Origin of the sequence: Paraburkholderia edwinii (assembly GCF_019428685.1) — a bacterium.
GTDB classification, from domain to species: domain Bacteria; phylum Pseudomonadota; class Gammaproteobacteria; order Burkholderiales; family Burkholderiaceae; genus Paraburkholderia; species Paraburkholderia edwinii.
Window position 1 is genome coordinate 4,772,179 of sequence record NZ_CP080095.1, and the last position, 23,637, is coordinate 4,795,815.

The window sequence follows — 23,637 nt, forward strand, 5'->3', positions numbered from 1 at the left end:
AGAAACGGCATACGCTGCGTCGATCGTTACGGCATGCGTTCTCGCGGGCGCCGACATCGGCACCGCAGCGACACCCGATATCTTCCTCGCGCGTGAGACGAACCACGCGTCATGCGATACTCGACCTGTTCCGATTTGCCGATCGGCTGCCACGGCTAGCACCGCCGCCGCGGGCCTGCGCAGCAACCAGGCGCGGCTTTGCGCAGGAAAAGCCGGCGCGCAGCAGCCGACATCGCGCAAGCACCTCACCGTTCCGCACCAGACTTCGATCCTCAGATGAACGATTCCGCCGCTACCGAATTGTCCCCTTTCCCGTGCGCCCGCTTCATCAAGGAGATCGGGCGCGGACCGCACGGGGCCCGCGCGCTCGCGCCTGAAGATACGCAGGCGCTCTATGGCGCGATGCTCGACGGCCGCGTGTCGGAACTCGAACTCGGCGCCGTGCTGCTTGCTTACCGTCTGAAAGGCGAGACCCCCGAGGAACTGGCCGCGATGTATGCGGCCGCGCATGCATCGTTCGCGCCGATCCGTGTGACGCAAGATGCAGCGGGCGCCGTGTCCAACGTTTCAGCTGTTTCGATCCCGAGCTACAACGGCGCACGCAAGCAGCCGAACCTCGTGCCGCTGCTCGCGCTGCTCCTCGCGCGCGAGGGCGTGCCGGTGCTCGTGCATGGCGTGACCGAAGACCCGGGCCGCGTCACGAGCGCCGAAATTTTCGCTCACCTGCAGATTGCCGCCGCGCAGACGCACAACGAGATCGAGGACGCACTCACCGCGCACCGCGTCGCCTTCGCGCCGATCGAGACGCTCGCGCCGAAGCTCGCGCGGCTGCTTGCGCTGCGCCGCCGGATGGGTGTGCGCAATTCGACGCATACGCTCGTGAAAATCCTCCAGCCGTTCGCGCAGCCCGGGCTGCGGCTCGTCAATTACACGCATCCGCCGTATCGCGAAAGTCTCACGGAGCTTTTCGTCACGCATCCGGACGTCGCCATGGGCGGCGCACTGCTCGCGCGCGGCACCGAAGGCGAAGCGGTCGCCGACACGCGCCGCCAGGTGCAGATCGACTGGCTGCACGACGGCCAGTGCGAGACGCTCGTCGCGCCGGAGCGCTCGTCGGCCGACGCGCCGGCGGTCGATCTGCCCGAAGGACGCGACGCGCCGACCACCGCCGCGTGGATCGCCGACGTCCTGCGCGGCGCCGCGCCGGTGCCCACGGCAATTGCGCGTCAGGTCGAAGTGATCGCGGGTATCGCGAAGCAGGCTGCTTGATTGGATTAGGCGCAGCGGGAGCCTCGGCCGCTCCCATGCAGCCATGCTGCCCGCTTGTCATGCTGCGATTCCCTGAATCGTCGGTTGACATCTCAGCGCCCGCTGACTTACATTCGCCAAATGTGTTCGAATCTGAACCCCCTCCGAATTACCATCGGTCGCCTAGCGCGGCCCCTATCGCTACGTCTAGCGTAAGCCAGGCGTAGCGCCGCGTTGCCTAAGACTCCCGTCTAAAAGCTCCGCGGTCCTCCCAGCAGTTCCCCGTAGTGCCTGTTTCATCCCAACCGTAGTTCTTCACAACCTGAAGTCGTCTGTGCTCGCCCGAATACCGTTTCGACGAGTCGCGAGGGTCAAATGCACATTGCATGCGCTCTGTTGTCGAATGTTGCTGGCGTCACCATCGCCATCGCGTTCCCGACATCCCTGTTCGTCCGCGCCCGTTCGTTGCTGCCGCTAACGCCGGCGTCAACCGCGCACGCGCGGATCGTGCATCCGTGGCATCAGGCTAGCCGCCTGGCGCCGCAACCCACCGCATACGACTAAACGAACAAGGCCACCCATCATGTTGAGCAACCCTGCCGAGAAGTACCGTCCCTTCCCCGCCGTCCGTTTGAACGGCCGTAAATGGCCGAGCCGCACGATCGAGCACGCGCCGGTCTGGATGAGCACCGACCTGCGCGACGGCAACCAGTCGCTGATCGAGCCGATGAGCATTCCGCAGAAGCTCGAATTCTTCGAGATGCTCGTGGCGATCGGCTTCAAGGAAATCGAAGTCGGATTTCCGTCCGCATCGCAGACCGACTTCGATTTCATTCGCAAGCTGATCGACGAATCGCGCATTCCCGACGATGTGACGATCGAAGTGCTCGTGCAGTCGCGCGAGGATCTGATCGCGCGCACGTTCGAGGCGCTCGAGGGCGCGCCGCGCGCGATCGTGCATCTGTACAACGCGATCTGCCCATCGTTCCGCAAGATCGTGTTCAACCAGACGAAGGAGCAGGTGAAGGCGCTCGCCGTCGAGGGCACGCGGCTGATCCGCCAGTACGCCGACGCGCGGCCGCAGACGCACTGGACCTACCAGTACTCGCCCGAGACGTTCAGCATGACCGAGCTCGCGTTTGCGCGTGAAGTCTGCGACGCGGTCGCGCAGACCTGGCGTCCGACGCGCGAGCACAAGATGATCGTGAATCTGCCGGCCACCGTCGAAGCGGCGACGCCGAACGTCTACGCGGATCAGATCGAATGGATGGACCGCAATCTCGGCTACCGCGACAGCATCGTGCTCTCGGTGCATCCGCATAACGATCGCGGCACCGCGGTCGCAGCCGCGGAGCTCGCGTTGATGGCGGGCGCCGATCGCATCGAAGGGTGTCTGTTCGGCAATGGCGAGCGCACCGGCAACGTCGATCTCGTCACGCTCGCGCTGAACCTCTACACGCAGGGCATCGACCCGGGCCTCGATTTCTCCGATATCGACGCGGTGCGACGCGTGGTCGAGCGCTGCAACCAGATTGCCGTGCATCCGCGCCATCCGTATGCGGGTGACCTCGTCTACACCGCGTTCTCAGGCTCGCATCAGGATGCGATCCGCAAGGGCTTTGCGCAGCAGGCGCCCGACGCGGTGTGGGAAGTGCCGTATCTGCCAATCGATCCGGCCGACGTCGGGCGCAGCTACGACGCGGTGATTCGCGTCAACAGCCAGTCGGGCAAAGGCGGCGCCACCTATCTGCTCGAGCGCGCGATGGGCTTCGCGCCGCCGCGGCGCGTGCAGATCGAGTTTAGCCACGCAGTGCAGGCGGTCGCGGATCAGTCGGGCGCCGAAGTCAGCGCGGAAGCGATTTGTGCGCTGTTTGCGCGCGAATATTTCGATGTCGCGGGGCCTGTGCGGCGTGTCGACGCGCAGAACGTGCATTGGGAGGGCAGTGCGATTCGCATCGGCGCGCCGGCAGCAGCAGCCGCAGAGGCCGCGGCGGCCGCCGGCGGTGCGCATGCCGCCTACGCGCGACGTATCGCCGGTGAAATCGCGACGGCCTCCGGGCGGCGCATCGAAATCACGTCGTGCGAGACCGTGCGTGCGACCGGTGGCCGTGTCGCTGTCTTCGTCGGCTGCCGGGTCGGCGAGGACACGCTGCGGCACGGTGCTGCCATCGCCGCCGACGAGGCGACGGCAGTCATCGACGCGGTGGTCAGCGGCATCAACCGCTCTACCGCATGGCTGTCGCCCGAGCCGATCAGGGTTGCGGCCTGACGTCGCCTGATGGCGAGCAAGGCTCAGAAGAAGCAAGGGGAAGTCGGAAGAAGGGAGAACGAGGCTAGGAGGCGAGCTAAAAGGCGGGCTGAAAAGCGTGACGCGGGCAGTTCTGATCGGATTGCTCGCGTGAACGGTTGGCTCAAAAGGCACGACCGGAACTGCAGTGACACCGTGAGCAAAGAAGTCGGCAATCGCAACGGGCAGACCAGCCCGTCGTCACTCGAGCGCGCAGCGCGTCGCCTGCCAGGCAATCAACCGCCACTGCCCTTCTTCCTGCGCCTGAATCGCGGTGTAAGCAATTGGAAAGAGTAACGCGCCGTTGTTCGCTTCCATCTCGATCAGCGCGCGCCCCGTGACCACACAGGTCTCGCGCCCCACCGGCAGCACATCCTGCGACTGGATCTCGATCTGGCGATAGCGGCGGCGGCCCGCGGTGATCGCGTCGATGAACTGCTGCTTGGTCTCGCGTTTGCCGTTCGTATGGACGTAGATCACGCTGTCCGACAGCAACGCGTCGAGCTGCGGCCCATTGCCGTCGACCATCGCACGAAAGCGTTCGCGTTCGAGCCCGCGAATCGCCTCGATCACTTTAGCGGCCATCGCATTCGCCCCTTCACCGACGGAGCCGAAAGCGGCCGCGGTCGTCAGAAGTTGTACTGCACGTAGATTTGCTGGAAATTTATACCAGGATTGGGCTCTTTGATACTGGCGTTGGACAGGTGCTGAAAGCGATAACCGACCTGATAGTGCTGTTTCTCACCCAGTCCGAAGCCGACGCCCACCATATCGGCGAACTGGAACGCGGAGCTCATCGTGAAGTTGGTCGATTGTCGCGCATGGGTCAGCACTCGTACGCCGATACCCGCTTCGAGGTACGGCCGGATCCAGCCACTGCCCTTGATGAACCGCACCACCGGCGTGACGCCGAATTCGCCGATGTTCCTGTTCACGTTACCTTCGCCAGTGTTCCACCAGGCTGCATGCGCCTCGCCGACCAGCGAGAAATGCCAGTCGCCCATTTGCCACCAGGTCAGATTCGGGTCCCACACAAAGCCGAGATCGACCTTGCTCGTGTGACGGTCCGCCCAACCGCCCGCTACCTGAACACCGAACTCATCAGCCGCCGCGACCCCGGAAAGACCGAGAAAAGTTGCCGCGCAAACACTTTTTAGTACCAGATCACGCCAAAACTCTTTGTTTTCGTTCATCTTGCGCCCTGAATTTGGCAGGTTGAACCTTAAGGTGAGTTGAGTGCAAAGCGACTATTTTTGAGACAGCAGCACGTATCGTTCCGTGAAAAATGCCGCCATCGCCGCCACGGGCTTCTGCGTTTTGCATAAGGATCATGCGCCCTAAATGTCCACAACCGCAGTGCGGATGAATCCTAACCTGCTAGGGAGAATCTCGCAGGCAAGGTACAATGCTATTGAAATTTAGGTTTCGATAGGAAAAAGGGGAACTTGGATGACCCTAGAGCCTCTAAGTGTTAGCACTCGGTAGACTTGAGTGCTAACATCCCATGGTGGCGCCGCTTAAAACGGCGTTTTGTCTGATCCAAAGGAATACGCTACGTGAGTAACGCAATGACCCTTCCGAATACTCTCAGCCCGTTGTCGGCTAAGGCCGGCTCGGCAGGTGCACTGACGCTCGCGCATGCTTCGCTTCTGCCCGGGCAGCTGGGCAACATCGACGCCTACATCCAGGCCGTGAACCGGATTCCGATGCTGACGCCGGCAGAAGAGCGGCAATTCGCGACGGAATTCCGTGAGCAGAACAATCTCGAGTCCGCCCGGCGGCTGGTTTTGTCGCACCTGCGGCTCGTGGTGTCGATCGCACGCAACTACCTCGGCTACGGCCTGCCGCACGCGGATCTGATCCAGGAAGGCAACATTGGCCTGATGAAGGCGGTAAAACGCTTCGATCCCGAGCAGAACGTACGTCTCGTGTCGTACGCCATGCACTGGATCAAGGCCGAGATCCACGAATACATCCTGCGCAACTGGCGCATGGTGAAGGTCGCCACGACGAAGGCGCAGCGCAAGCTGTTCTTCAACCTGCGCAGCCACAAGCAGGGTTTGCAGTCGTTCACGCCGGACGAAATCGAAGGGCTCGCGAAAGAGCTGAATGTGAAGCGCGAGGAAGTCGCCGAGATGGAAACGCGCTTGTCGGGCGGCGATATCGCGCTGGAAGGCCAGATCGAGGACGGCGAGGAGTCGTTCGCGCCGATCGCCTACCTCGCGGATGCACATAGCGAGCCGACCGCCGTGCTGGCCCAACGCCAGCGCGACAAGCTGCATAGTGACGGCATCGCCTCCGCGCTGGAGTCGCTCGACGCGCGCAGCCGCCGGATTATCGAGGCGCGCTGGCTGCACGTGGAAGACGACGGCTCGGGCGGTTCGACGCTGCACGAACTGGCAGACGAATTCGGCGTGTCGGCGGAACGTATTCGCCAGATCGAAGCAAGTGCGATGAAGAAGATGCGCAGTGCACTCGCTGATTACGCATAACAACGCGTAACCACGCATCACGCATGAGTGCCGGGCACTGTCCCGGCACTGAAACACACGCACCAACGGAGGTTTTCCCGAACTTTCGTTAGCAACACTCAAAAAGCCCTGCCATCGAAAAGATCGGTAGGGCTTTTTTGTCTCCGCTCGCATCGCATCCACGATTTCAAGACGGCCGGCGTCGCGTTTCCTTGACCTGGCGCAACGCGGATCGCAATACTTGTATCGTCAGGATGCCTTCGCGACCTCATGCCGCACCGCGCACCACGCGCCGCGGCGAACGCGCTCCTAGAATCGTTATGCATCCGGCAAACGCTACGCTCTGCGAAGCGTGAGCTGCCGGATGACGTCGTTGTCAACTGATCATGACCATAACGCAGAATCTCAGGAACCCCCTGCGCGCCGCATCGTGGACGTGGACGCGCATCGCAGGCTGGGCACGCGGCCCGACCTTCGCACGCGACATCACGATCGTGCTCGCGATCAAGTTTGCGTTGCTGTTCGCGCTCAAGTTTGCATTTTTCAACCATCCGCAGGCGCAGCACATGTCGCTGCCGCCTGAACAGGTCGCACAGGCACTGTTGTCGGTGCCCGCATCGAATCCGTCCGAAGGTGATCACCATGCCCGATAGCGAAGTCGTCGATCTTTCGCGTCTTCAGTTCGCCGTTACGGCGCTCTACCATTTTCTGTTTGTACCGCTCACGCTCGGGCTGTCGTGGCTGCTTGTGATCATGGAATCGGTCTACGTCATGACCGGTAAGCAGATCTACAAGGACATGACCCAGTTCTGGGGCAAGCTCTTCGGCATCAATTTCGCGATGGGCGTCACGACCGGTCTCACGCTCGAGTTCCAGTTCGGCACGAACTGGTCGTACTACTCGCATTACGTCGGCGATATTTTCGGCGTGCCGCTGGCCGTCGAAGGGCTGATGGCGTTCTTTCTCGAATCGACCTTCGTCGGGCTCTTTTTCTTCGGCTGGAACCGGCTTTCGCGGGTCCAGCATCTGATCGTCACGTTTCTCGTCGCGCTCGGCTCGAACCTGTCGGCGCTGTGGATTCTCGTGGCGAACGGCTGGATGAACAATCCGGTCGGCGCCGAATTCAACTACGAAACGATGCGCATGGAGCTCGTGAATCTGTTCGACGTCGTGTTCAATCCGGTCGCGCAGGTGAAGTTCGTGCATACGGTGTCGGCCGGTTATGTGACTGCGTCGATGTTCGTGCTCGGCGTGTCGTCGTGGTATCTGCTCAAGCGCCGCGATACCGAATTCGCGTTGCGTTCGTTTGCCATCGCCGCAGGTTTCGGTCTCGCATCGACGCTTTGCGTGATCGTGCTCGGCGACGAATCCGGCTATCGCACCGGCGAAGTGCAGCAGGTCAAGCTCGCGGCGATCGAGTCCGAATGGGAAACGTCGCCGGCCCCGGCGCCGTTCACGATCATTGGTATCCCGAATCAAAAGGAAGAGCGGACCGAATACGCGATCCGGATCCCGTACGCGCTCGGCCTCATCGCAACGCGTTCGCTCGACGAGCCCGTTGTGGGCCTGAAAGAGTTGATGGCGCGCCATGAAGTGCGCATCAGGAACGGCATGATCGCGTATGAAGCGCTGCAGCGGCTCAAGCAAGGCGACACGAGCGACGAAGTGCGCGCCGCGTTCGATGCGCACAAGGCCGATCTCGGCTACGGGCTGCTGCTCAAGCAGTTCACGCCGAACGTGACCGACGCCACGCCCGAACAGATCCAGCAGGCCGCGAAGAAGACGATCCCGCCTGTCGCGCCCGTGTTCTTCTCGTTCCGTCTGATGGTCGGCCTCGGCATCCTGTTTCTCGCGACGTTCGTGCTCGCCTTCTGGTTTTGCGCGCAGCGCTCGCTGCTGCTCGAAAAACGCCGCTGGTTTCTGCATTGGGCTGTCTGGGCCATTCCGCTGCCATGGCTTGCCGCCGAGTTTGGCTGGATCGTCGCCGAAGTCGGCCGCCAGCCGTGGACGATCGCCGGCATTCTGCCGACCTCGCTATCCGCATCGAGTCTTGCGCCAGGCGATCTCTACCTGAGCCTCGCGGGGTTTATCGTCTTTTACACGGCGCTGTTCATCATCGAGATCATGCTGATGTTCAAGTACGCGCGGCTCGGACCGTCGTCGTTGCATACCGGGCGTTATCACCACGAGCTGCCCGGCGAGCAGCCGGTCGGCGTGAAAACGGCCGCGTAATTCGACGCCATCCGAACCGCCTCTTTCTGCACAGAAAACGGAAACCATCATCATGGATTACGCAACCCTCAAACTGATCTGGTGGGTGCTGATCGGCGTGCTGCTGATCGGCTTCGCACTCACCGACGGCTTCGATATGGGCGCCGCGATTCTGCTGCCGTTTATCGGCAAGAACGATAGCGAACGCCGCATTGTCGTGAATACGGTCGGCGCGACCTGGGAAGGCAATCAGGTATGGCTCGTCACCGCGGGCGGCGCGATGTTCGCGGCCTGGCCGCTTGTCTATGCGGCATCGTTCTCGGGCTTCTATTTCGCCATGCTGCTCGTGCTGTTCGCGCTGTTCTTCCGGCCGGTCGGCTTCGACTACCGCGGCAAACGCGAGCATCCGGGATGGCGCAACGCGTGGGACTGGGCCTTGTTCGTCGGCGGCTTCGTGCCGGCGCTCGTATTCGGCGTGGCGTTCGGCAATCTGCTGCAAGGTGTGCCGTTCGCGTTCGATCAGGATCTGCGCTCCACGTACCACGGCAGCTTTTTCGGGCTGCTCAATCCGTTTGCGCTGCTGTGCGGGCTCGTCAGCTTGTCGATGCTCGCGGCGCATGGCGCGGCGTTTGTCAGGATGAAGACAGATGGCGTGATCGCCGAACGGGCCGCTCGCGCGCTGCGCATCGCGTCGCTTGTCGCGCTCGTGCTGTTTCTGCTCGCAGGCGCCTTGATCGCGACGGCGATCGGCGGATATCAGATTGTCGATGCCGCGCCGCTCGACACCGTGTCGAATCCGCTGCTGAAAAGCGTGATCGGCGCGCCGGGTTTGTGGCTCGCGAATTACGCGCTGTATCCGTGGATGGTGGCGGCACCCGTCGCCGGCGTGTTCGGCGCGCTGCTCGCGGCGCTGCTGGCGAAATCGCGCTTCGAAACGACCGCGTTTCTCGCGACATCGCTGATGGTGATCGGCGTGATTCTGACGGCCGGCTTCTCGATGTTCCCGTTCATCATGCCGTCGTCGCTCGATGCGCGCAGCAGCCTGACGGTCTGGGATTCGACGTCGAGCCGCATGACGCTGCAGATCATGCTGATCGCGGTCGTCATTTTCCTGCCGATCATTCTCGTCTACACGGGCTGGGTGTATCGCGTGATGCGCGGCAAGGTCACCGCGCAGGCGCTCGAGCAGAACAGTCACTCGATGTATTGATCACGCCTACCTCTACGTGTCGCACTGATAGCAGCAAAGGAGCATTTCGATGTGGTATTTCAGCTGGATTCTCGGCATTGGCGTTGCACTCGCGTTTGGCACGATCAACGTGATGTGGCTTGAAGCGCGGCACGCGCCGGAGGCCGCGAAAACGAAGCGATAAACGTAGGTACGTGCAGGTAAACGCAAAGCGGCGCCCTCATATCAAGGGCGCCGCATTGTTTTGTTCAAACGCTACATCAGGCCGGCTGTGCCGCCGCGCCGCCAATCGCCGGCAAACGCACCGACAACTGCTGCGCATAGCGCTGCGCAGCCTGCCCGACGACGACGTGGAACGTGTCGGTCGACACCCACGCAACATCGAGCGCGCCAAGCCGCTGACGGTCCACCGCCGACGCATCGCGCACCACAATCCGCAAACGCGTCGCCGCGACAGCCTGCAGCGACACGATATTCGTCGCGCCACCGAACACGGCAAGCCAACGCAGCGGGTCCGGATCGAGCGGTCCGCTCAAGGCCGAAGCCGACGATGCCGCCGCCACAACTGCCGCAGTCTGCACCGCGGCCGACGACGCAGCCGCTGCCTTGGCACCGGCACGAGCCGTGTCTGCACTCGCGGCCCCGGCATCCGCGCCTTGCGCGATCGTCGTGCGAATCTCGTCGGCGATGATGTCCGCCTCCGGCCCGATAATGACCTGCACGTTCGTCGAACCGCGCTTCAACACGCCACGCGCGCCGATCGCTTTCAGTTCGCCATCCGAAACCTTCTCCGCATCCACCACCGACAGACGCAGACGCGTCGTGCACGCATCGACAACGGTCAGATTGCTCGCACCACCCAGCGCAGCGATGTAGCGTTGCGCACGCGTGAACCCCGCACTTGCAGCCACTGCCGGCGCTGCATAACCACCGTCGACTGGCGCAGATACAGCCTGCGAAGCATCCGCGTTCTCCGGCTCACGGCCCGGCGTCGCCATATTGAACTTGCGGATAAAGAACCGGAACAGGCCATAATAGATGATCGCATAAGCCAGCCCGATCGGAATCGCTTCCCAGCCCTTCGTCGACAGCCCGTAGTTCAGCGCATAGTCGATCGCGCCGGCCGAAAACGTGAAGCCGAGATGAATGCCCAGCGCCGAGCAGACCGCGAGCGCGAGGCCCGTCAGCACCGCGTGAATCGCGTACAGCACCGGTGCGAGGAACATGAAGCTGAATTCGATCGGCTCGGTGACGCCGGTCAGGAACGACGTCAGCGCCATCGAGAATAGCAGGCCGCCAACCATCGCGCGGCGCTCCTTCGGCGCTTCGTGGAACATCGCGAGACACGCGGCCGGCAGCCCGAACATCATGACCGGGAAGAAGCCCGTCATAAACGTGCCCGCGCTCGGGTCGCCGGCGAAAAAGCGATGCAGGTCGCCCGTCACTGCGGCGCCGTTCGGCGGCGTGAACGAGCCGAACACGAACCACGCGAGCGAGTTCAGGATGTGATGGAGACCCGTCACGAGCAACAGCCGGTTCAGCAGGCCGAACACGAATGCGCCGATTGCGCCGGCCGTCGTCAGCCAATGTCCGGCGGCGTCGATGGCGGACTGCACGGGCGCCCATGCATAGCCGAACGCTATGCCGAGCGCGAGACACACCACGCCTGTCACGATCGGCACGAAGCGTTTGCCGCCGAAGAACGCGAGGTAGTCCGGCAGCTTGATGTCCTTGTACCGGTTGTACAGCATCCCGGCGACGATACCCGCGACGATCCCCGACAACACGCCCATATTGAGCTTGTCGTTGATGTCCTTCATCACGGCGATTTCGACGAGATAGCCGATCGCGCCGGCGAGCGCCGCGACGCCGTTATTGTCTTTCGCAAAACCAACCGCGACGCCAATGGCGAACAGCAGCGGCAGATTGTCGAAGATCGCGCCGCCCGCGTCGGCGATCATCTTGATGTTGAATACGTCCGGCTGTCCGAGCCGCAACAGCAGGCCCGCGACCGGTAGCACCGCAATCGGCAGCATCAGCGCGCGACCGAGGCGCTGCACTTTCAGAAAAGGATTTGCATCCATTGCCTACTCCACTCCATGTTTCTTTTGATTGGGACGTCATTTCGACATCCATAACAAGTACTGGGCGCGCGCCGGCGCCGCGTGCATAAGCAATGCGCCGCGCGCTTGTGCGTGAGTGCCTTCGCCTGCTTTTCGCTTAATCGAGCGGCCAGTGCGCCCGGCTCGCCGTTCTTACCGCCTGTGCCGAATCGAGCGCGAGCGCATCCTGTGCGCGCTGCCGGCACTGCTGATAATCGAGTTTGCGCACGCGCGCCTTGATGGCCGGCACCGACGGCGGATCGACCGACAGCTCGGTCACGCCAAGGCCGACCAGCAGCGGCACCGCGAGCGGATCGCCGGCGAGCGCGCCGCACACGCCGACCCACTTGCCGTGCTTCTGCGCACCGCGCACAGTCGCATCGACGAGGCGCAGCACGGCCGGATGCAGCCCGTCGGCTTGCGCCGCGAGATCGGGCTGGCAGCGGTCCATCGCGAGCGTGTACTGCGTGAGGTCGTTGGTGCCGATCGACAGGAAGTCGGCGTGCTGTGCAAGCTGGTCGGCAAGTAGTGCCGCCGACGGCACTTCGATCATCACGCCGACTTCGACCCGCTCGGCGCGGCCCGCTTCACGCGCAAGCTCGTCGATGCGGCGGCGCAGACGCACGAGTTCGCCCGCGTCGGTCACCATCGGCAACAGAATGCGCACGGCGCCGACCGGCTGCACGGCAAGCAGCCCGCGCAACTGGTCTTCGAGCAGATCGGGACGCACCTGCGCGAGCCGGATGCCGCGCAAACCGAGCGCCGGGTTCGGCTCCGGCGGTAGCGTCAGATAGTCGACTTCCTTGTCCGCGCCGACGTCGAGCGTGCGGATAATCGCCGTGCGTCCCGCGAGCGCATCGACGATCGCCTGGTAGCTCTGACGATGTTCATCGACGGTCGGCGCAGCCTGACGGTGGATAAACAGCAGCTCGGTGCGCAACAGGCCGACGGCGTCGGCGCCGTTGTCGACTGCCGTCTTCGCGTCGTCGAGTGTTGCGATGTTCGATGCGACTTCAATGCCGCGACCATCGCTCGTCGCCGCGACCTGATGCGACGCGCGGCGATTGGTTTCGCGCACGCCCGCAAGGCGCCGGCATTCGTTGCGCGCGCGTTCGACATCGCGTGCGCTCGGCGCGTATTCGAGCCGGCCGTTGGTTGCGTCGACAACGACCTGCGTGTCTTCCGCGATCAGGTGCAGCGCATCGCCCATCGCGACGAGCGCGGGCAACCCGAGCTGACGCGCGATGATCGACGCATGCGAGGTCGCGCCGCCGCGCGCCATCACAAGCGCGGTCACGCGCGTGCGATCGAGCGACGACAGATCGGACGGCGTGAACTCGTCGGCGGCCAGCACCGCTTCATCGGGCAACTCGCGCGCAGTCGTGTTCGCCAGCCCGAGCGCGCGTAGCACGCGCTTGCTGATATCGCGCAGATCCGCGGCGCGCTCGGCGAGCAGCGCGTCCTCGACATCGGCGAGCACCGCAATCTGCGCGCGGATCGCTTCGCGCCATGCAAAGCCGGCGCTCTTGCCGAGGCTGATCAGATCGCGCGCCGCATCGACGAGCGTCGGGTCTTCGAGCAGCACCCGGTGAACCGTGAAAATGCCGGCCGCACCGACGGCGCCGCGCTGCGACGCATCGCGCACCGTCGAATTCAGTTCGGCGTCGACTGCGGCGATCGCTTTGTCGAGGCGCCGGCTTTCCGACGCCGGCGTGCCGTCGGCCTGCTCGGGCGGCACGATATCGGCGTCGTCCCAGCGCACGAGCTTGCCGACCGCGACGCCCGGCGCCGCGCACACGCCGGCGAGCGTATTGGGCGCAAGCGCTGACGCGGCCGCGTTCGAAGCCGCCGCCGCAGAAGTCGAAGCAACGCCACTCGCACCCGCCACCGCACTTGTCGTCGCATCTGTCGCAGCAACACCGAAGGCCTGCGGCGCCGGCGAAATCTGTCGAGCGGGCTTCTCTTCATGCTCACCGTGCGCTTCGCGCAGCAGCTCGTTCGCGACCGCTTCAACCGCCGCAGCCGCCTGCGCGCCGAGACCAAGAATCTCGACCGTCGCACCTTCGCCCGCGCCGAGCCCAAGCAAACCGACGACGCTTTCCACCGGCGCCTTGCGCCCGTTGAAACGCACTTCGACGCGCGCATCGAAGCCGCGCGCCGCTTCGCGCACGCGCGCCGCGGGCCGCGCATGCAGGCCGCCGGCGTGCGTCAGCGTGACCTGCCGGCGCGCTTCTTCGGTGACAGCGCTCGCACCGCGCGCTATGACAGCGGCGGCGCCGTCGCGCGCACGCAGCACGAGCAGCGGCGTTTCGCCAGCCTTCAGCGTGCCGCCGGTGCTGCTGCGCTCGATAATCTCGAACGCATCCGAATTGGCGATCGCGATCACCGACACGAGACTCGGCGCCGAACACGCGACGATGTCCTGATCGAACTCGATCAGCACGTCGCCGGCACGCACCTGCGCGCCCTGCTCGACCATCGGCGCGAAGCCTTTGCCGTTCAGCGCGACGGTGTCGATGCCGATATGCAGCAACACTTCCGCGCCTTCGGCGGTAACGATCGTCGCCGCGTGTCCTGTGCGCGCGATATGGGTCACCACACCGTCGCACGGCGCAACGAGTTTGCCTTCGAGCGGATCGACGCCAATGCCGTCGCCGAACATGCCGCCCGAGAAGACCGGGTCGGGCACATCCGCGAGCAGCACGACCGGCCCGCTCAACGGCGCAATCAAAACAATATGACCCGCGACATCGCTAGCCGTCTGGCCATTCGCAGGGCTCGCCGTATGGCTCATCAAAACTGTCTCCTCGACACGTCGCATCTGCTTTTTCCGATCAGTGAGTTTCTGTGACCTTGTTCAGATGGCGAGGCGCGTCAGGGTTACGTCCGCGGGCAGCCGCAAGGCCGGCCGCCATCACATAGAAGGAAAGGATCGCGGCGATCGGATCGAGCGCCGCATTAGCCGTCGAAACGAGCGGCAGCGTGCGCTCCGCGACGCCGTCGGGCGCCGCGAGCAGCACGCGCGCGCCACGCGAGCGCATGTCGCGCGCGAGCTGCAGAAGGCCGGCCTGTTCGGGTCCGGGCAGCGCAAACACGAGCAGCGGATAGTCGCGGTCGATCAGTTCCATCGGACCGTGCCGCACTTCGGCGCTCGAAAACGCTTCGGCCTGGATGCCCGAGGTTTCCTTGAGCTTCAACGCGGCTTCCTGCGCGATCGCGAGACCCAGGCCACGGCCGATCACAATCATCCGCTCGACGCCGCGCAATTCGTCGACCGCCTGCGACCAGTCGAGCGCGCCGGCCTTCTGCAAGGCATCGGGTAAGGTTTGCAACGCGCCAAGCAGCGCGGTATCGCGCTGCCAGCGCGCGACCAGTTGCGCGGAAATCGACAGCATCGCGATATAGCTTTTGGTCGCGGCCACGCTGACCTCCGGGCCGGCCACGAGCGGCAGCTGCCATTCGCAGACATCGGCAAGCGGCGACTCCGGCGCATTCACCGCAGCGACGGTCAGCGCGCCCGCATTACGCAGCGCGGCCATCGTGCCGACCAGGTCAGGGCTCTTGCCCGATTGCGAGAACGCAATCGCGAGCTGTTCGCGCACGCGCAACGGCGCCTGCTGCAGCGTCGCGACCGACATCGGCAGCGACGCGACGGGCACGCCGAGCCGGCTCATCGCGAGACTCGCGAAGTAGCTCGCCGCGTGGTCTGAACTGCCGCGCGCGACGGTCAGCGCGACATCGCGCGGACGCGCCGATAAGCGCACCGCGAGCGCCTCGACAGGCGACGTATCAGCGAGTTGCGCAGCGACCGCGTCCGCGGACGCGAGCGCCTCTTTAAGCATATTCGACAATCGATTCTCCTTCGACGTATGTCGCGGTCAACGCCAGTTCACGATCGAACACGACGACATCAGCCCACGCGCCGCGCGCGATACGGCCGCGGTCTTCGATGCCGAGGTAGTCGGCGGCGTGGCGCGACAGACGGTTTGAAACATCGGCCATCGGCAGGCCGAGCGAACACAGGTTGCGCAGCGCCTGATCCATCGTCAGCGTGCTGCCGGCGAGCGTGCCGTCCGCGAGACGTACGCCGCCCAGACACTTCGTCACATGCTGGCTGCCGAGGCGGTATTCGCCGTCGGGCATGCCGGTCGCCGACGTGCTGTCGGTCACCACATAAAGACGCGGAATCGCGCGCATCGCGGCGCGAATCGCGCCCGGATGCACGTGCAGCAGATCGGGGATGATCTCCGCGTATTCGGCGTGCGCCAACGCCGCGCCGACCATGCCCGGGTTGCGGTGATGCAGCGGCGACATCGCATTGAACAGGTGCGTGAAACCGCGCGCGCCGTGTTTCATCGCGGCGACCGCATCGTCGTACGTGCCGAGCGAATGACCGAGCTGAACGCGCACGCCGCGTGCCGCGATCTCCGAGATGATGTCCATATGGCCGGCAATTTCCGGCGCGATCGTGACCACGCGGATCGGCCCGAGCGAGAGGTACTTCAACACTTCGTCGAGTACGGCGGACACCGCGGCGTCCGGCTGCGCGCCGAGCTTGCCTGGGTTGATGTACGGGCCTTCGAGATGCACGCCGAGCACGCGCGAGCCGCCTGGCGTGCGATTGCGCGCGACGTCGGCGAGGCCCGCCACGACGCCCATCAGTTCCTCGCGCGGCGCGGTCATGGTCGTCGCGAGCAGGCTCGTCGTGCCGTGGCGCGCGTGCGTGCGCGTGATCGCCTCGATCGCGTTGCCCGCCTCCATCACGTCGGCGCCGCCGCCGCCGTGCACATGCAGATCGATAAAGCCCGGCAGGATGTAGGGCGCGTCGTTCGTCGACGGGTCGGCGACGTGGCCCGTCAACGACGTGATGCGGCCGTTCTCGAATTCGAGCGTGCCGTGGATCCAACCATCGGTGGTGAGTATGTTTCCGGTCAGCATGGGTCTCTCTGGAAGCCTGGTGCGATGAGCGTGATGCAATGCATGACTGAGTTCGCGCGGCAGTGTTCCGCCGCGGCGGCAGATTTAAAGGCGCAGTTCGGCGACGAAGTCGTAGTAATCGTCCCGGCAGTAGGTATCGGTGAGTTCGATCGCGCGCTGGTCCGCGCTATAGCCGACGCGCGTGATCAGCAGCAGTGCGGTGCGCGGCTCGATGTCCATCAGCGTGGCGATCTCGCTTGACGCGTTGACCGCGCGAAAGTGTTGCAGCGCGCGTACCACGGCGATGCCGCGCGCTTCGAGATGGCTGTACAGCGAGCCTTCGATCAGCAGCGGATCCGGCACGATCGAGATCGGCAGCGCCGTGTGTTCGACCGCCATCACAATGCCGTCCGCGCGGCGCAGGCGGCGCAGATTCGCCACGCTCGCACCCGGCGACAGACCGAGATGCACGATCTCGTCGCGGCTCGCCGCGCGCACGTCGCGCTCGAGCCAGATCGAGTCGGGCCTGAAGCCGCGCTGCTCCATCTTTTTCGTGAAGCCCATGAGCCGCGACAGCGGATCTTCGACGCGCGGCGTGATGAAGCTACGCGCGCCCGGCGCGCGGCGGATCAGACCTTGCTCGACGAGCAGCGCAATCGCCTTGCGCGCGGTGATCCGCGACACGCCGATCGAATCTGACAGCGTGCGTTCGGACGGCAACGCCTCGCCCGCCGACCAGACGCCGCAGTGAATCGCCGTTGCAAGATTGCGCGCGAGCTGCAGATACAACGGCGTCACATTGCGCGCGTCGGGCATCAGGGCGGACCAGCGTGTTTCCATGGGGCTCCAGCGGAATCGGGAAAACGAAGACGTGGCGCGGTATCGAAATCGGAGCCCATTATATAACCATGATAGTACCAGTCAATAAACTGGTATCTAACCGGTATTATCCGATAAGTCTTTGTTGTCTAAGGGATTTCTCGCGATTCGAGGCATTTTTTGCGATAGAAGGCCGGACCAGGACATACCCGAATCGAGGTCGCCTCTAATACCAGCGAGCGCGTTGGCGAAGGCAATTCATCGACCGCCCATTTACGGTGCAACATGCCTGCACGCAATGCGGACACTGCCAACCTGTGTAGGTTTTGTGCCCCGATCGATCCGAATATAGTGGCCGCCAGGTAAAAACTACTGGAGCTACCACGGTGTCCGATTCCACCGCATTGCGACGCGCGGAAGCCGTCCGCCATTTCAACCGCTTCTACACGAAGCACATCGGCGAACTCCACGAGCATTTGCACAACAGCGAGTTCTCGCTCACCGAAGTTCGCGTGCTGCGCGAGCTCGCGCTCGGCCGCGTGCAAACCGCAGCCGGCCTCGCGCGCGGTCTCGGTCTCGATAGCGGCTATCTGAGCCGGCTCCTGACCGGCTTCGAGCGGCGCAAGCTGATCCACCGGCGACCGTCGGCCGCCGACGCGCGGCAGTCGATGCTCACGCTGACCGACACGGGCCGCGCCGCGTACCAGCCGCTCGACGCGGCGGCGATCGGCGAAGTGTCAACGATGCTTGAGAAGCTCGCCGACAACTCGCAGGAACAACTGATCGCGGCGATGAAACTGATCGAGCGTCTGGTCAACGATCGGCCGCGGCACGGGGCCGTCATGCTGCGCGGGCCCAAAGCCGGCGACTACGGCTTCCTCGTGCAACGCCAGGCGCAATTGTTCTCGAACGGGCACGGCTGGGATCATCGGTTCGAAGGTTTGCTCGCGCGAACGGTGGCCGCGTTTTCGGAGCAACATGATCCGCAGAGCGAAACATGCATGATTGCCGAGCAGCAGGGAACGGTGGCCGGCTCCGTGCTGATCACGCGGCAAGCGGCCGATACCGCGACGGTGCAGATGCTGTACGTCGAGCCGGACGTGCAGCGTCTCGGCATCGGCACGCATCTGATGAACGAGTGTGTGAGCTTTGCGAAGCGCGCCGGCTACGCGAAGCTGTCGGTGACGACGGAGAGCGCCTTGCTCGACGCGCGGCGGCTGTTCGAGCACGCCGGCTTTACGCGCATGAGCGCCGAGCCGGCGCAGCGTTTCGGCCGCCGGCTCGTGCTCGAGCGCTGGTTGCGCAATCTTTGAGGTGAAAAATGCGGGCGAGCGGGCCGGTTGCGCTTGATGGCTCAGACGTTCCGATGCATCAGAAGGACGGCACGACCGAGCCCTTGAACTCGGTCTTGATGAACTGACGCACGTCGTCCGACTGATACGCGGCCACGAGCTTCTTCACCCACGGCTTGTCCTTGTCCTGCGTGCGCACCGCGATCAGGTTCGCGTAGGGGCTGTGCACGTCTTCGAGCGCGATCGCGTCTTTGGTCGGCTGCAGGCCGGCAGCCAGCGCAAAGTTCGTGTTGATCGCGGCGGCGTCCACGTCGGCAAGCGTTCGCGGCAATTGCGCGGCGTCCAGTTCGACGAGCTTCACCTTCTTTGGATTGTCAGCGACGTCGAGCGGCGTTGCATTGTTGCCGTTCGTGCCGGCGCCGGCCTTCAGCTTCAGCACGCCTTGCGCCTGCAGCAGCAGCAACGCGCGGTTCTCGTTCGACGGATCGTTCGGCACCGCCACCTTCGCGCCTTGCGGCAGATCCTTCAGCGACTTCAGTTTCTTCGAGTAGATGCCGAGCGGCGAGATGTAGGTGAGCCCGATATTGACGATCTTGTAGCCGCGCTGCTTGACCTGGCTATCGAGATACGGCTGATGCTGGAAGCTGTTTGCGTCGAGATCGCCAGCATCGAGCGCGGCGTTTGGCTGCACGTAGTCGTTGAATTCGATGACCTTCACGTTGAGGCCCTCGCGTTTCGCAACCTTCTGGACGACTGACCAGATTTGCGCATCGGGCCCGCTGATCGTGCCGACCTTGATGACCTTGTCGGCGCTGGTGTCGGCGGCGTGAGCGCCGCCGGTACCTGTCAGCAGGGCTGCGCCCGCGATGACGGCGGACAAGGCTTGGAGGATGTTTCTACGCTGCATGTGATTCTCGCTTGACGGCTTTGCTATCGATTGCTGATTCAAGCGACGGGCGTTGTGCGTCACGTGTTCCGTGACAACGCCTATCGCTGGGCGTGAATGGTCTCATAGCGCTTTTGTAAACGGAAATACAGTCATCGCATAAGGTTATGCGACGCTATGGAGCGGGAATGCGCAGCGATAACGATGAGCGAAAGTTGCGGCGCGCGCTATTCGTTGCGAGGTGCGCTCTACGCTATATGGACAGCAGACAGGGCGCGGAGTACGCGATTGGACGATAGCGGTCAGAGCGTGCGGCACCGGTCGATCAACGCACGGATTCGACGTGCGCGTATGTCGGATGCAACAACGCAAACGGCGCGCTCGAAGGCGCGCCGTTAGTCCATTTTTCGAGCCGCAGAATTTGCGGACCGCGACTCGATGCATCGTCTAGAACGTCGTCCAGTCGCCGTCGTCGGCAGGCTTCGCGACCGGTGGCGGTGGTTTTGGCGTCTCAGCTTTCGCTGCTGCTGTGGCGGCGTTTGCAGCCGTTGCGCCCGTGGCTGCCGCTCCCGGCGCAGGCGACTTCTGCGCGACGCGCGCGGCGGCGGGCGTCGTCGCTGCGGACGCAGCGGAAGAGGCAGGCACAGCACCGGGCGCCCCCGCCAACGCCTTCACCGCAGGCTGTTTCACACCCTGCTTCTCAAGAGCGGGCTTCACGCCGCCCGGCAACGCAGCACGCTGCGCCATGGGCGACGCCTGTGCGTCGCTCACGCGAAACGCGTTGACCGCCTCGCGCAACCGCGCCGCCTGATCCTGCAACGATGCTGCCCCAGCCGTTGCCTCTTCGACGAGCGCCGCGTTCTGCTGCGTTACTTCATCCATCTGCGCGACCGCGCGTCCGACCTGCGAAATACCGCTGCTCTGCTCTTCGGAGGCGGCCGCGATCTCGCCCATGATGTCGGTCACGCGGCGCACCGCCTGCAGGATGTCGCCCATCGTCGCGCCGGCCTGCTCGACGAGCGTCGAGCCGTTGTTCACGCGCTCGACCGATGCGCCGATCAGCTGCTTGATCTCTTTCGCGGCGGTCGCGCTGCGCTGCGCGAGGCTGCGCACTTCGCCGGCCACGACCGCGAAGCCGCGGCCCTGCTCGCCCGCGCGCGCCGCTTCGACCGCCGCATTGAGCGCGAGGATGTTGGTCTGGAACGCGATGCCCTCGATCACGCCGATGATGTCCGCGATCTGCCGCGAGCTGTCGTTGATCTCGCCCATCGTGCCGATCACGCGGCTCACCACTTCGTTGCCCTTCGTCGCAATATCGGAGGCGTTGTTGGCGAGGCCGCTCGCCTGCCGCGCGTTGTCGGCGTTCTGCTTCACCGTCGCGGTCAGCTGTTCCATGCTCGCGGCCGTTTCCTGCAGCGACGCGGCCTGCTGTTCGGTGCGCTGCGACAAGTCGTTATTGCCCGCGGCGATCTGCTGCGTCGCCGACGCGATCGCTTCAGCCGAGTGACGGATCTCGCCGATCGCGCGTTGCAAGCGGTCCTGCATCGCGCGCATCGCGGCCATCATGCTCGACGAGTCGCTCGAACGCAGGTTGACGATCTGCGTCAGATCGCCGGTCGCGATGCGCGCGGCCAGTTGCGCGGCCTCTTGCGGTTCGCCGCCGAGCCCGTTACGAATGCTGCGCATCACGACGATCATCGCGAGCGTGATCAGCGTGCCGATCACGAGCACGGCAACGAGGTGCTCGACGATATTCCGGTAGTACGCCGTATCGATATCGCGCACGAACACGCCGCTCGTGATGTACCAGTCCCACGGTGCGAAGCGCTCGACGTAGCTGACCTTCGGCAACGCCGTTTCGCTGCCCGGCAGACGGCCGCGATATTCAGCGAAGCCGCGGCCCGTCGCCTTCGCGCTGTCGAGCACCGACATGTACAGCAACTTGCCGTCCGGGTCCTTGAAATCGCCGACCGGCTTGCCGACCATCTGCGGCAGCGTCGGGTGCATCAGCACGACCGGCTTCGAGTCGATCACGAACAGATAGCCGGCGTCGCCGTAGCGCATCGTCGCTAAACGCGCCAATGCTTCGCGTTGCGCGTCGGCTTCATTCAGTTTGCCGGCCTGGGATTGGGCGTAATAGCCGTTCACGACGTTCTGCGCCGCGTCGACGAGATTCACCATGCCGGCCTTGCGTTCGGCCAGCATCGTCGAGCGCGTTTCGACCGCGCTCAGCAGCGCGATGCCCAGCAACCCCAGCCAGACAAGCGCAAGCGACAGCCACAGCTTGCGATTCAGACTCATCCCGCTCATTGTTTTGGTCTCTTTCGTGTGGTTTCTTCAGCAGTGCGCCTGCGTGCGGATGCGGCGCAAACGATTGCTTACGGGATAACGGCACGAAAGGAAGTTGACTTGAACGGGCGTGCTAAAGCTGAATCCGCAGCTGCGGAGCGGGTTTGACCGGGGTTGGTGCGGCGTCGGTGCGGCGTGGTGCCGCGTTGAGTCGGGTTCGGCGCGCGGGCGTTAAGCCGTGATTGAACCCGCGTCGGTCACGGGTTCGGCCTGCCTAACCGAGCAGCAGCTTGATATCGTGGACCCACGGACCCGCGCCCTGGCCGTCGCGTGCGAAAAGCCGCAGGCGGCCATCAGGGTCGAACACATAGCTCGCCGCGGTGTGGTCCATCGTGTAGCTGTCGGGCGTCTTGCCCGGCACCTTCGCGTAGTAGACGCGGAAGTCTTTCGCGATCTTGTCGAGCTGCGCCTTGTCCGCGGGCCGCAGGCCGACGAAGCTCGGGTTGAACGCGGGCACATACTCGCCGAGCAGCGCGGGCGTGTCGCGCTCCGGGTCCAGCGTGACGAACAGCACCTGCACGCGTTTGGCGTCCGCGGGCCCGAGTTGCTGCAGGGCCTGCGAGAGCTCGGCCATCGTCGTCGGACATACATCGGGGCAATGCGTGTAGCCAAAGAACAGCACGACCACCTTACCCTTGTAGTCGGCCAGCGTGCGCATCTTGCCGCTCGTGTCGGGCAGCGAGAAATCGCTCGCGAACTGCTTGTTGCCGGTGATATCGACGTTCTGGAATGCAGGCGCGTCCTGGCCGCAGCCGGCGACGAGCGCAGCGCCGCCAAGCGCGCAGACGGCAACGGCGATACGCGCGATGCGCGTCGCGAGGGCAAACCGGTTGTTCTTCAGCATGACATGAGTGGCTGCAGCAACTGTGAGAGAGGCAGCGCCGCGTTCCGCGCCGACCTGATGCGCCCGCTTATGCGTCGGCTGGTGCGTCCGCTTTCACGTTCGCGTGCGTTCGCTTATGCGCCGATCAGGGCGCGCGCATAGTGATCGATCAGCAAGGCCGCGAACAGCAGCGACAGATAAACGATCGAGTAACGAAAGGTCTTACGCGCAAGCGCGTCGGAATATTCCCGGTAGATCTTCCATGCGTAGCCGAGAAACACGGCGCCGAGCAGCACCGCCGCGCTCAGATACACGATGCCGCTCATCCCCGAGATAAACGGCATCAGCGTCACCGCAAACAGAATAACCGTGTAGAGGAAGATATGCAGACGCGTGTATTGCTCGCCGTGCGTGTTCGGCAGCATCGGCAGGCCCGCGTTTTCATAGTCTTTGCGGCGATAGAGCGCGAGCGCCCAGAAGTGCGGCGGCGTCCAGACAAAGATGATCAGCACGAGAATCCATGCGTCGCCTGGCACATGGCCCGTGACCGCCGCCCAGCCAAGCGCGGGCGGCATCGCACCCGACGCGCCGCCGATCACGATGTTCTGCGGCGTGTAGGGCTTGAGCAGCAGCGTGTAGACAACCGCATAGCCGACGAACGTGGCGATGGTGAGCCACATCGTCAGCGCATTGGTGAACGTGTAGAGCGTCCACATGCCGAGGCCGCCGAGCACGGCCGAAAACAGCAGGATCTGCGTGGTGGTGATTTCGCCGCGCGCGGACGGACGCCACGCGGTGCGACGCATCATCGCATCGACCTTCTGCTCGACGAGGCAATTGATCGCGAACGCGGCGCCCGCGAGCAGCCAGATGCCGATCGTGCCGCCGATCAGCACGGTCCACGGCACCATGCCAGGCGTCGCGAGGAACATGCCGATCACCGCGCAGAACACGGCGAGCTGGGTGACGCGCGGCTTCGTCAGCGCGAGGTATTGGGAGATCCGGTTACCGGATGAATGCAGGAGAGTTGTGCTGTCCATGTG

The 23,637-nt window shown here is 64.1% G+C and carries 19 protein-coding genes; 8 read left to right on the forward strand and 11 right to left on the reverse strand.

Annotation, left to right across the window (positions count from 1 at the left end; all coding sequences use genetic code 11):
• Positions 1-276: 276 nt before the first annotated feature.
• A complete protein-coding gene (gene ybiB / locus KZJ38_RS21190; RefSeq protein ID WP_219798095.1) occupies positions 277-1,269 on the forward strand; it encodes a DNA-binding protein YbiB in 993 nt (330 codons plus the stop codon).
• Positions 1,270-1,831: 562 nt separating this feature from the next.
• Positions 1,832-3,517: a 2-isopropylmalate synthase gene (gene leuA / locus KZJ38_RS21195; RefSeq protein ID WP_219798096.1), complete on the forward strand. Its 1,686-nt coding sequence runs from the start codon at positions 1,832-1,834 to the stop codon at positions 3,515-3,517.
• A 219-nt stretch (positions 3,518-3,736) separates the two neighbouring features.
• Here the strand turns inward: leuA and KZJ38_RS21200 are convergent, their stop codons facing one another.
• Together KZJ38_RS21200 and KZJ38_RS21205 are read right to left on the reverse strand one after the other, a co-directional pair.
• A complete protein-coding gene (locus KZJ38_RS21200) occupies positions 3,737-4,120 on the reverse strand; it encodes a nuclear transport factor 2 family protein (protein ID WP_075155694.1) in 384 nt (127 codons plus the stop codon).
• A 44-nt stretch (positions 4,121-4,164) separates the two neighbouring features.
• A complete protein-coding gene (locus KZJ38_RS21205) occupies positions 4,165-4,728 on the reverse strand; it encodes an acyloxyacyl hydrolase (protein ID WP_219798097.1) in 564 nt (187 codons plus the stop codon).
• A 363-nt stretch (positions 4,729-5,091) separates the two neighbouring features.
• Between KZJ38_RS21205 and rpoH the strand changes: the two genes are divergently transcribed.
• The 5 genes from rpoH to cydX all read left to right on the forward strand — a co-directional run bounded on the left by rpoH (position 5,092) and on the right by cydX (position 9,590).
• The gene (gene rpoH, locus KZJ38_RS21210; protein WP_219798098.1) at positions 5,092-6,027 is read left to right on the forward strand and encodes an RNA polymerase sigma factor RpoH; all 936 of its coding nucleotides are present in this window, start codon (positions 5,092-5,094) and stop codon (positions 6,025-6,027) included.
• Positions 6,028-6,392: 365 nt separating this feature from the next.
• On the forward strand, positions 6,393-6,659 hold the full coding sequence (cydP, locus tag KZJ38_RS21215; protein WP_219798099.1) for a cytochrome oxidase putative small subunit CydP: 267 nt from the start codon (positions 6,393-6,395) through the stop codon (positions 6,657-6,659).
• Positions 6,649-8,238 (forward strand): cytochrome ubiquinol oxidase subunit I, encoded by a 1,590-nt coding sequence (locus KZJ38_RS21220; RefSeq protein ID WP_219798100.1) that lies wholly within the window; start codon positions 6,649-6,651, stop codon positions 8,236-8,238. The genes cydP and KZJ38_RS21220 overlap by 11 nt, the downstream gene beginning before the upstream one ends.
• A gap of 52 nt (positions 8,239-8,290) precedes the next feature.
• A complete protein-coding gene (cydB, locus tag KZJ38_RS21225; RefSeq protein ID WP_219798101.1) occupies positions 8,291-9,427 on the forward strand; it encodes a cytochrome d ubiquinol oxidase subunit II in 1,137 nt (378 codons plus the stop codon).
• Between the two features lie 49 nt (positions 9,428-9,476).
• Positions 9,477-9,590: a cytochrome bd-I oxidase subunit CydX gene (cydX, locus tag KZJ38_RS21230; RefSeq protein ID WP_219798102.1), complete on the forward strand. Its 114-nt coding sequence runs from the start codon at positions 9,477-9,479 to the stop codon at positions 9,588-9,590.
• Positions 9,591-9,666: 76 nt separating this feature from the next.
• On the opposite strand, the gene nagE is transcribed toward cydX, so the two are convergent.
• From nagE to KZJ38_RS21255, 5 genes are all read right to left on the reverse strand, one after another.
• Positions 9,667-11,490 (reverse strand): N-acetylglucosamine-specific PTS transporter subunit IIBC, encoded by a 1,824-nt coding sequence (gene nagE / locus KZJ38_RS21235; protein ID WP_219798103.1) that lies wholly within the window; start codon positions 11,488-11,490, stop codon positions 9,667-9,669.
• A gap of 136 nt (positions 11,491-11,626) precedes the next feature.
• Positions 11,627-14,302: a phosphoenolpyruvate--protein phosphotransferase gene (gene ptsP, locus KZJ38_RS21240; RefSeq protein ID WP_246641574.1), complete on the reverse strand. Its 2,676-nt coding sequence runs from the start codon at positions 14,300-14,302 to the stop codon at positions 11,627-11,629.
• Between the two features lie 40 nt (positions 14,303-14,342).
• The gene (locus KZJ38_RS21245) at positions 14,343-15,350 is read right to left on the reverse strand and encodes an SIS domain-containing protein (protein WP_219800531.1); all 1,008 of its coding nucleotides are present in this window, start codon (positions 15,348-15,350) and stop codon (positions 14,343-14,345) included.
• Positions 15,343-16,446 carry an N-acetylglucosamine-6-phosphate deacetylase gene (gene nagA, locus KZJ38_RS21250; protein WP_219798105.1) on the reverse strand — a complete coding sequence of 368 codons (1,104 nt, stop codon included), beginning with the start codon at positions 16,444-16,446 and terminating at the stop codon, positions 15,343-15,345. The genes KZJ38_RS21245 and nagA overlap by 8 nt, the downstream gene beginning before the upstream one ends.
• A gap of 84 nt (positions 16,447-16,530) precedes the next feature.
• Entirely contained in the window at positions 16,531-17,265 is a 735-nt protein-coding gene (locus tag KZJ38_RS21255) for a GntR family transcriptional regulator (RefSeq protein ID WP_219798106.1), read from the reverse strand.
• A 365-nt stretch (positions 17,266-17,630) separates the two neighbouring features.
• Here KZJ38_RS21255 and KZJ38_RS21260 point away from each other — a divergent pair, with 365 nt between their 5' ends.
• Positions 17,631-18,557, forward strand: a complete 927-nt coding sequence (locus KZJ38_RS21260; protein ID WP_219798107.1) for a bifunctional helix-turn-helix transcriptional regulator/GNAT family N-acetyltransferase — start codon at positions 17,631-17,633, stop codon at positions 18,555-18,557.
• 58 nt (positions 18,558-18,615) lie between these two features.
• Here KZJ38_RS21260 and KZJ38_RS21265 read toward each other — a convergent pair whose 3' ends face one another.
• The 4 genes from KZJ38_RS21265 to cyoE all read right to left on the reverse strand — a co-directional run bounded on the left by KZJ38_RS21265 (position 18,616) and on the right by cyoE (position 23,634).
• Positions 18,616-19,443: a MetQ/NlpA family ABC transporter substrate-binding protein gene (locus tag KZJ38_RS21265; RefSeq protein WP_219798108.1), complete on the reverse strand. Its 828-nt coding sequence runs from the start codon at positions 19,441-19,443 to the stop codon at positions 18,616-18,618.
• A gap of 426 nt (positions 19,444-19,869) precedes the next feature.
• The gene (locus tag KZJ38_RS21270; RefSeq protein WP_246641575.1) at positions 19,870-21,732 is read right to left on the reverse strand and encodes a methyl-accepting chemotaxis protein; all 1,863 of its coding nucleotides are present in this window, start codon (positions 21,730-21,732) and stop codon (positions 19,870-19,872) included.
• 253 nt (positions 21,733-21,985) lie between these two features.
• Entirely contained in the window at positions 21,986-22,612 is a 627-nt protein-coding gene (locus KZJ38_RS21275) for an SCO family protein (protein WP_219800534.1), read from the reverse strand.
• A 116-nt stretch (positions 22,613-22,728) separates the two neighbouring features.
• A complete protein-coding gene (gene cyoE, locus KZJ38_RS21280; RefSeq protein ID WP_219798109.1) occupies positions 22,729-23,634 on the reverse strand; it encodes a heme o synthase in 906 nt (301 codons plus the stop codon).
• Between the last annotated feature and the right edge of the window lie 3 nt (positions 23,635-23,637).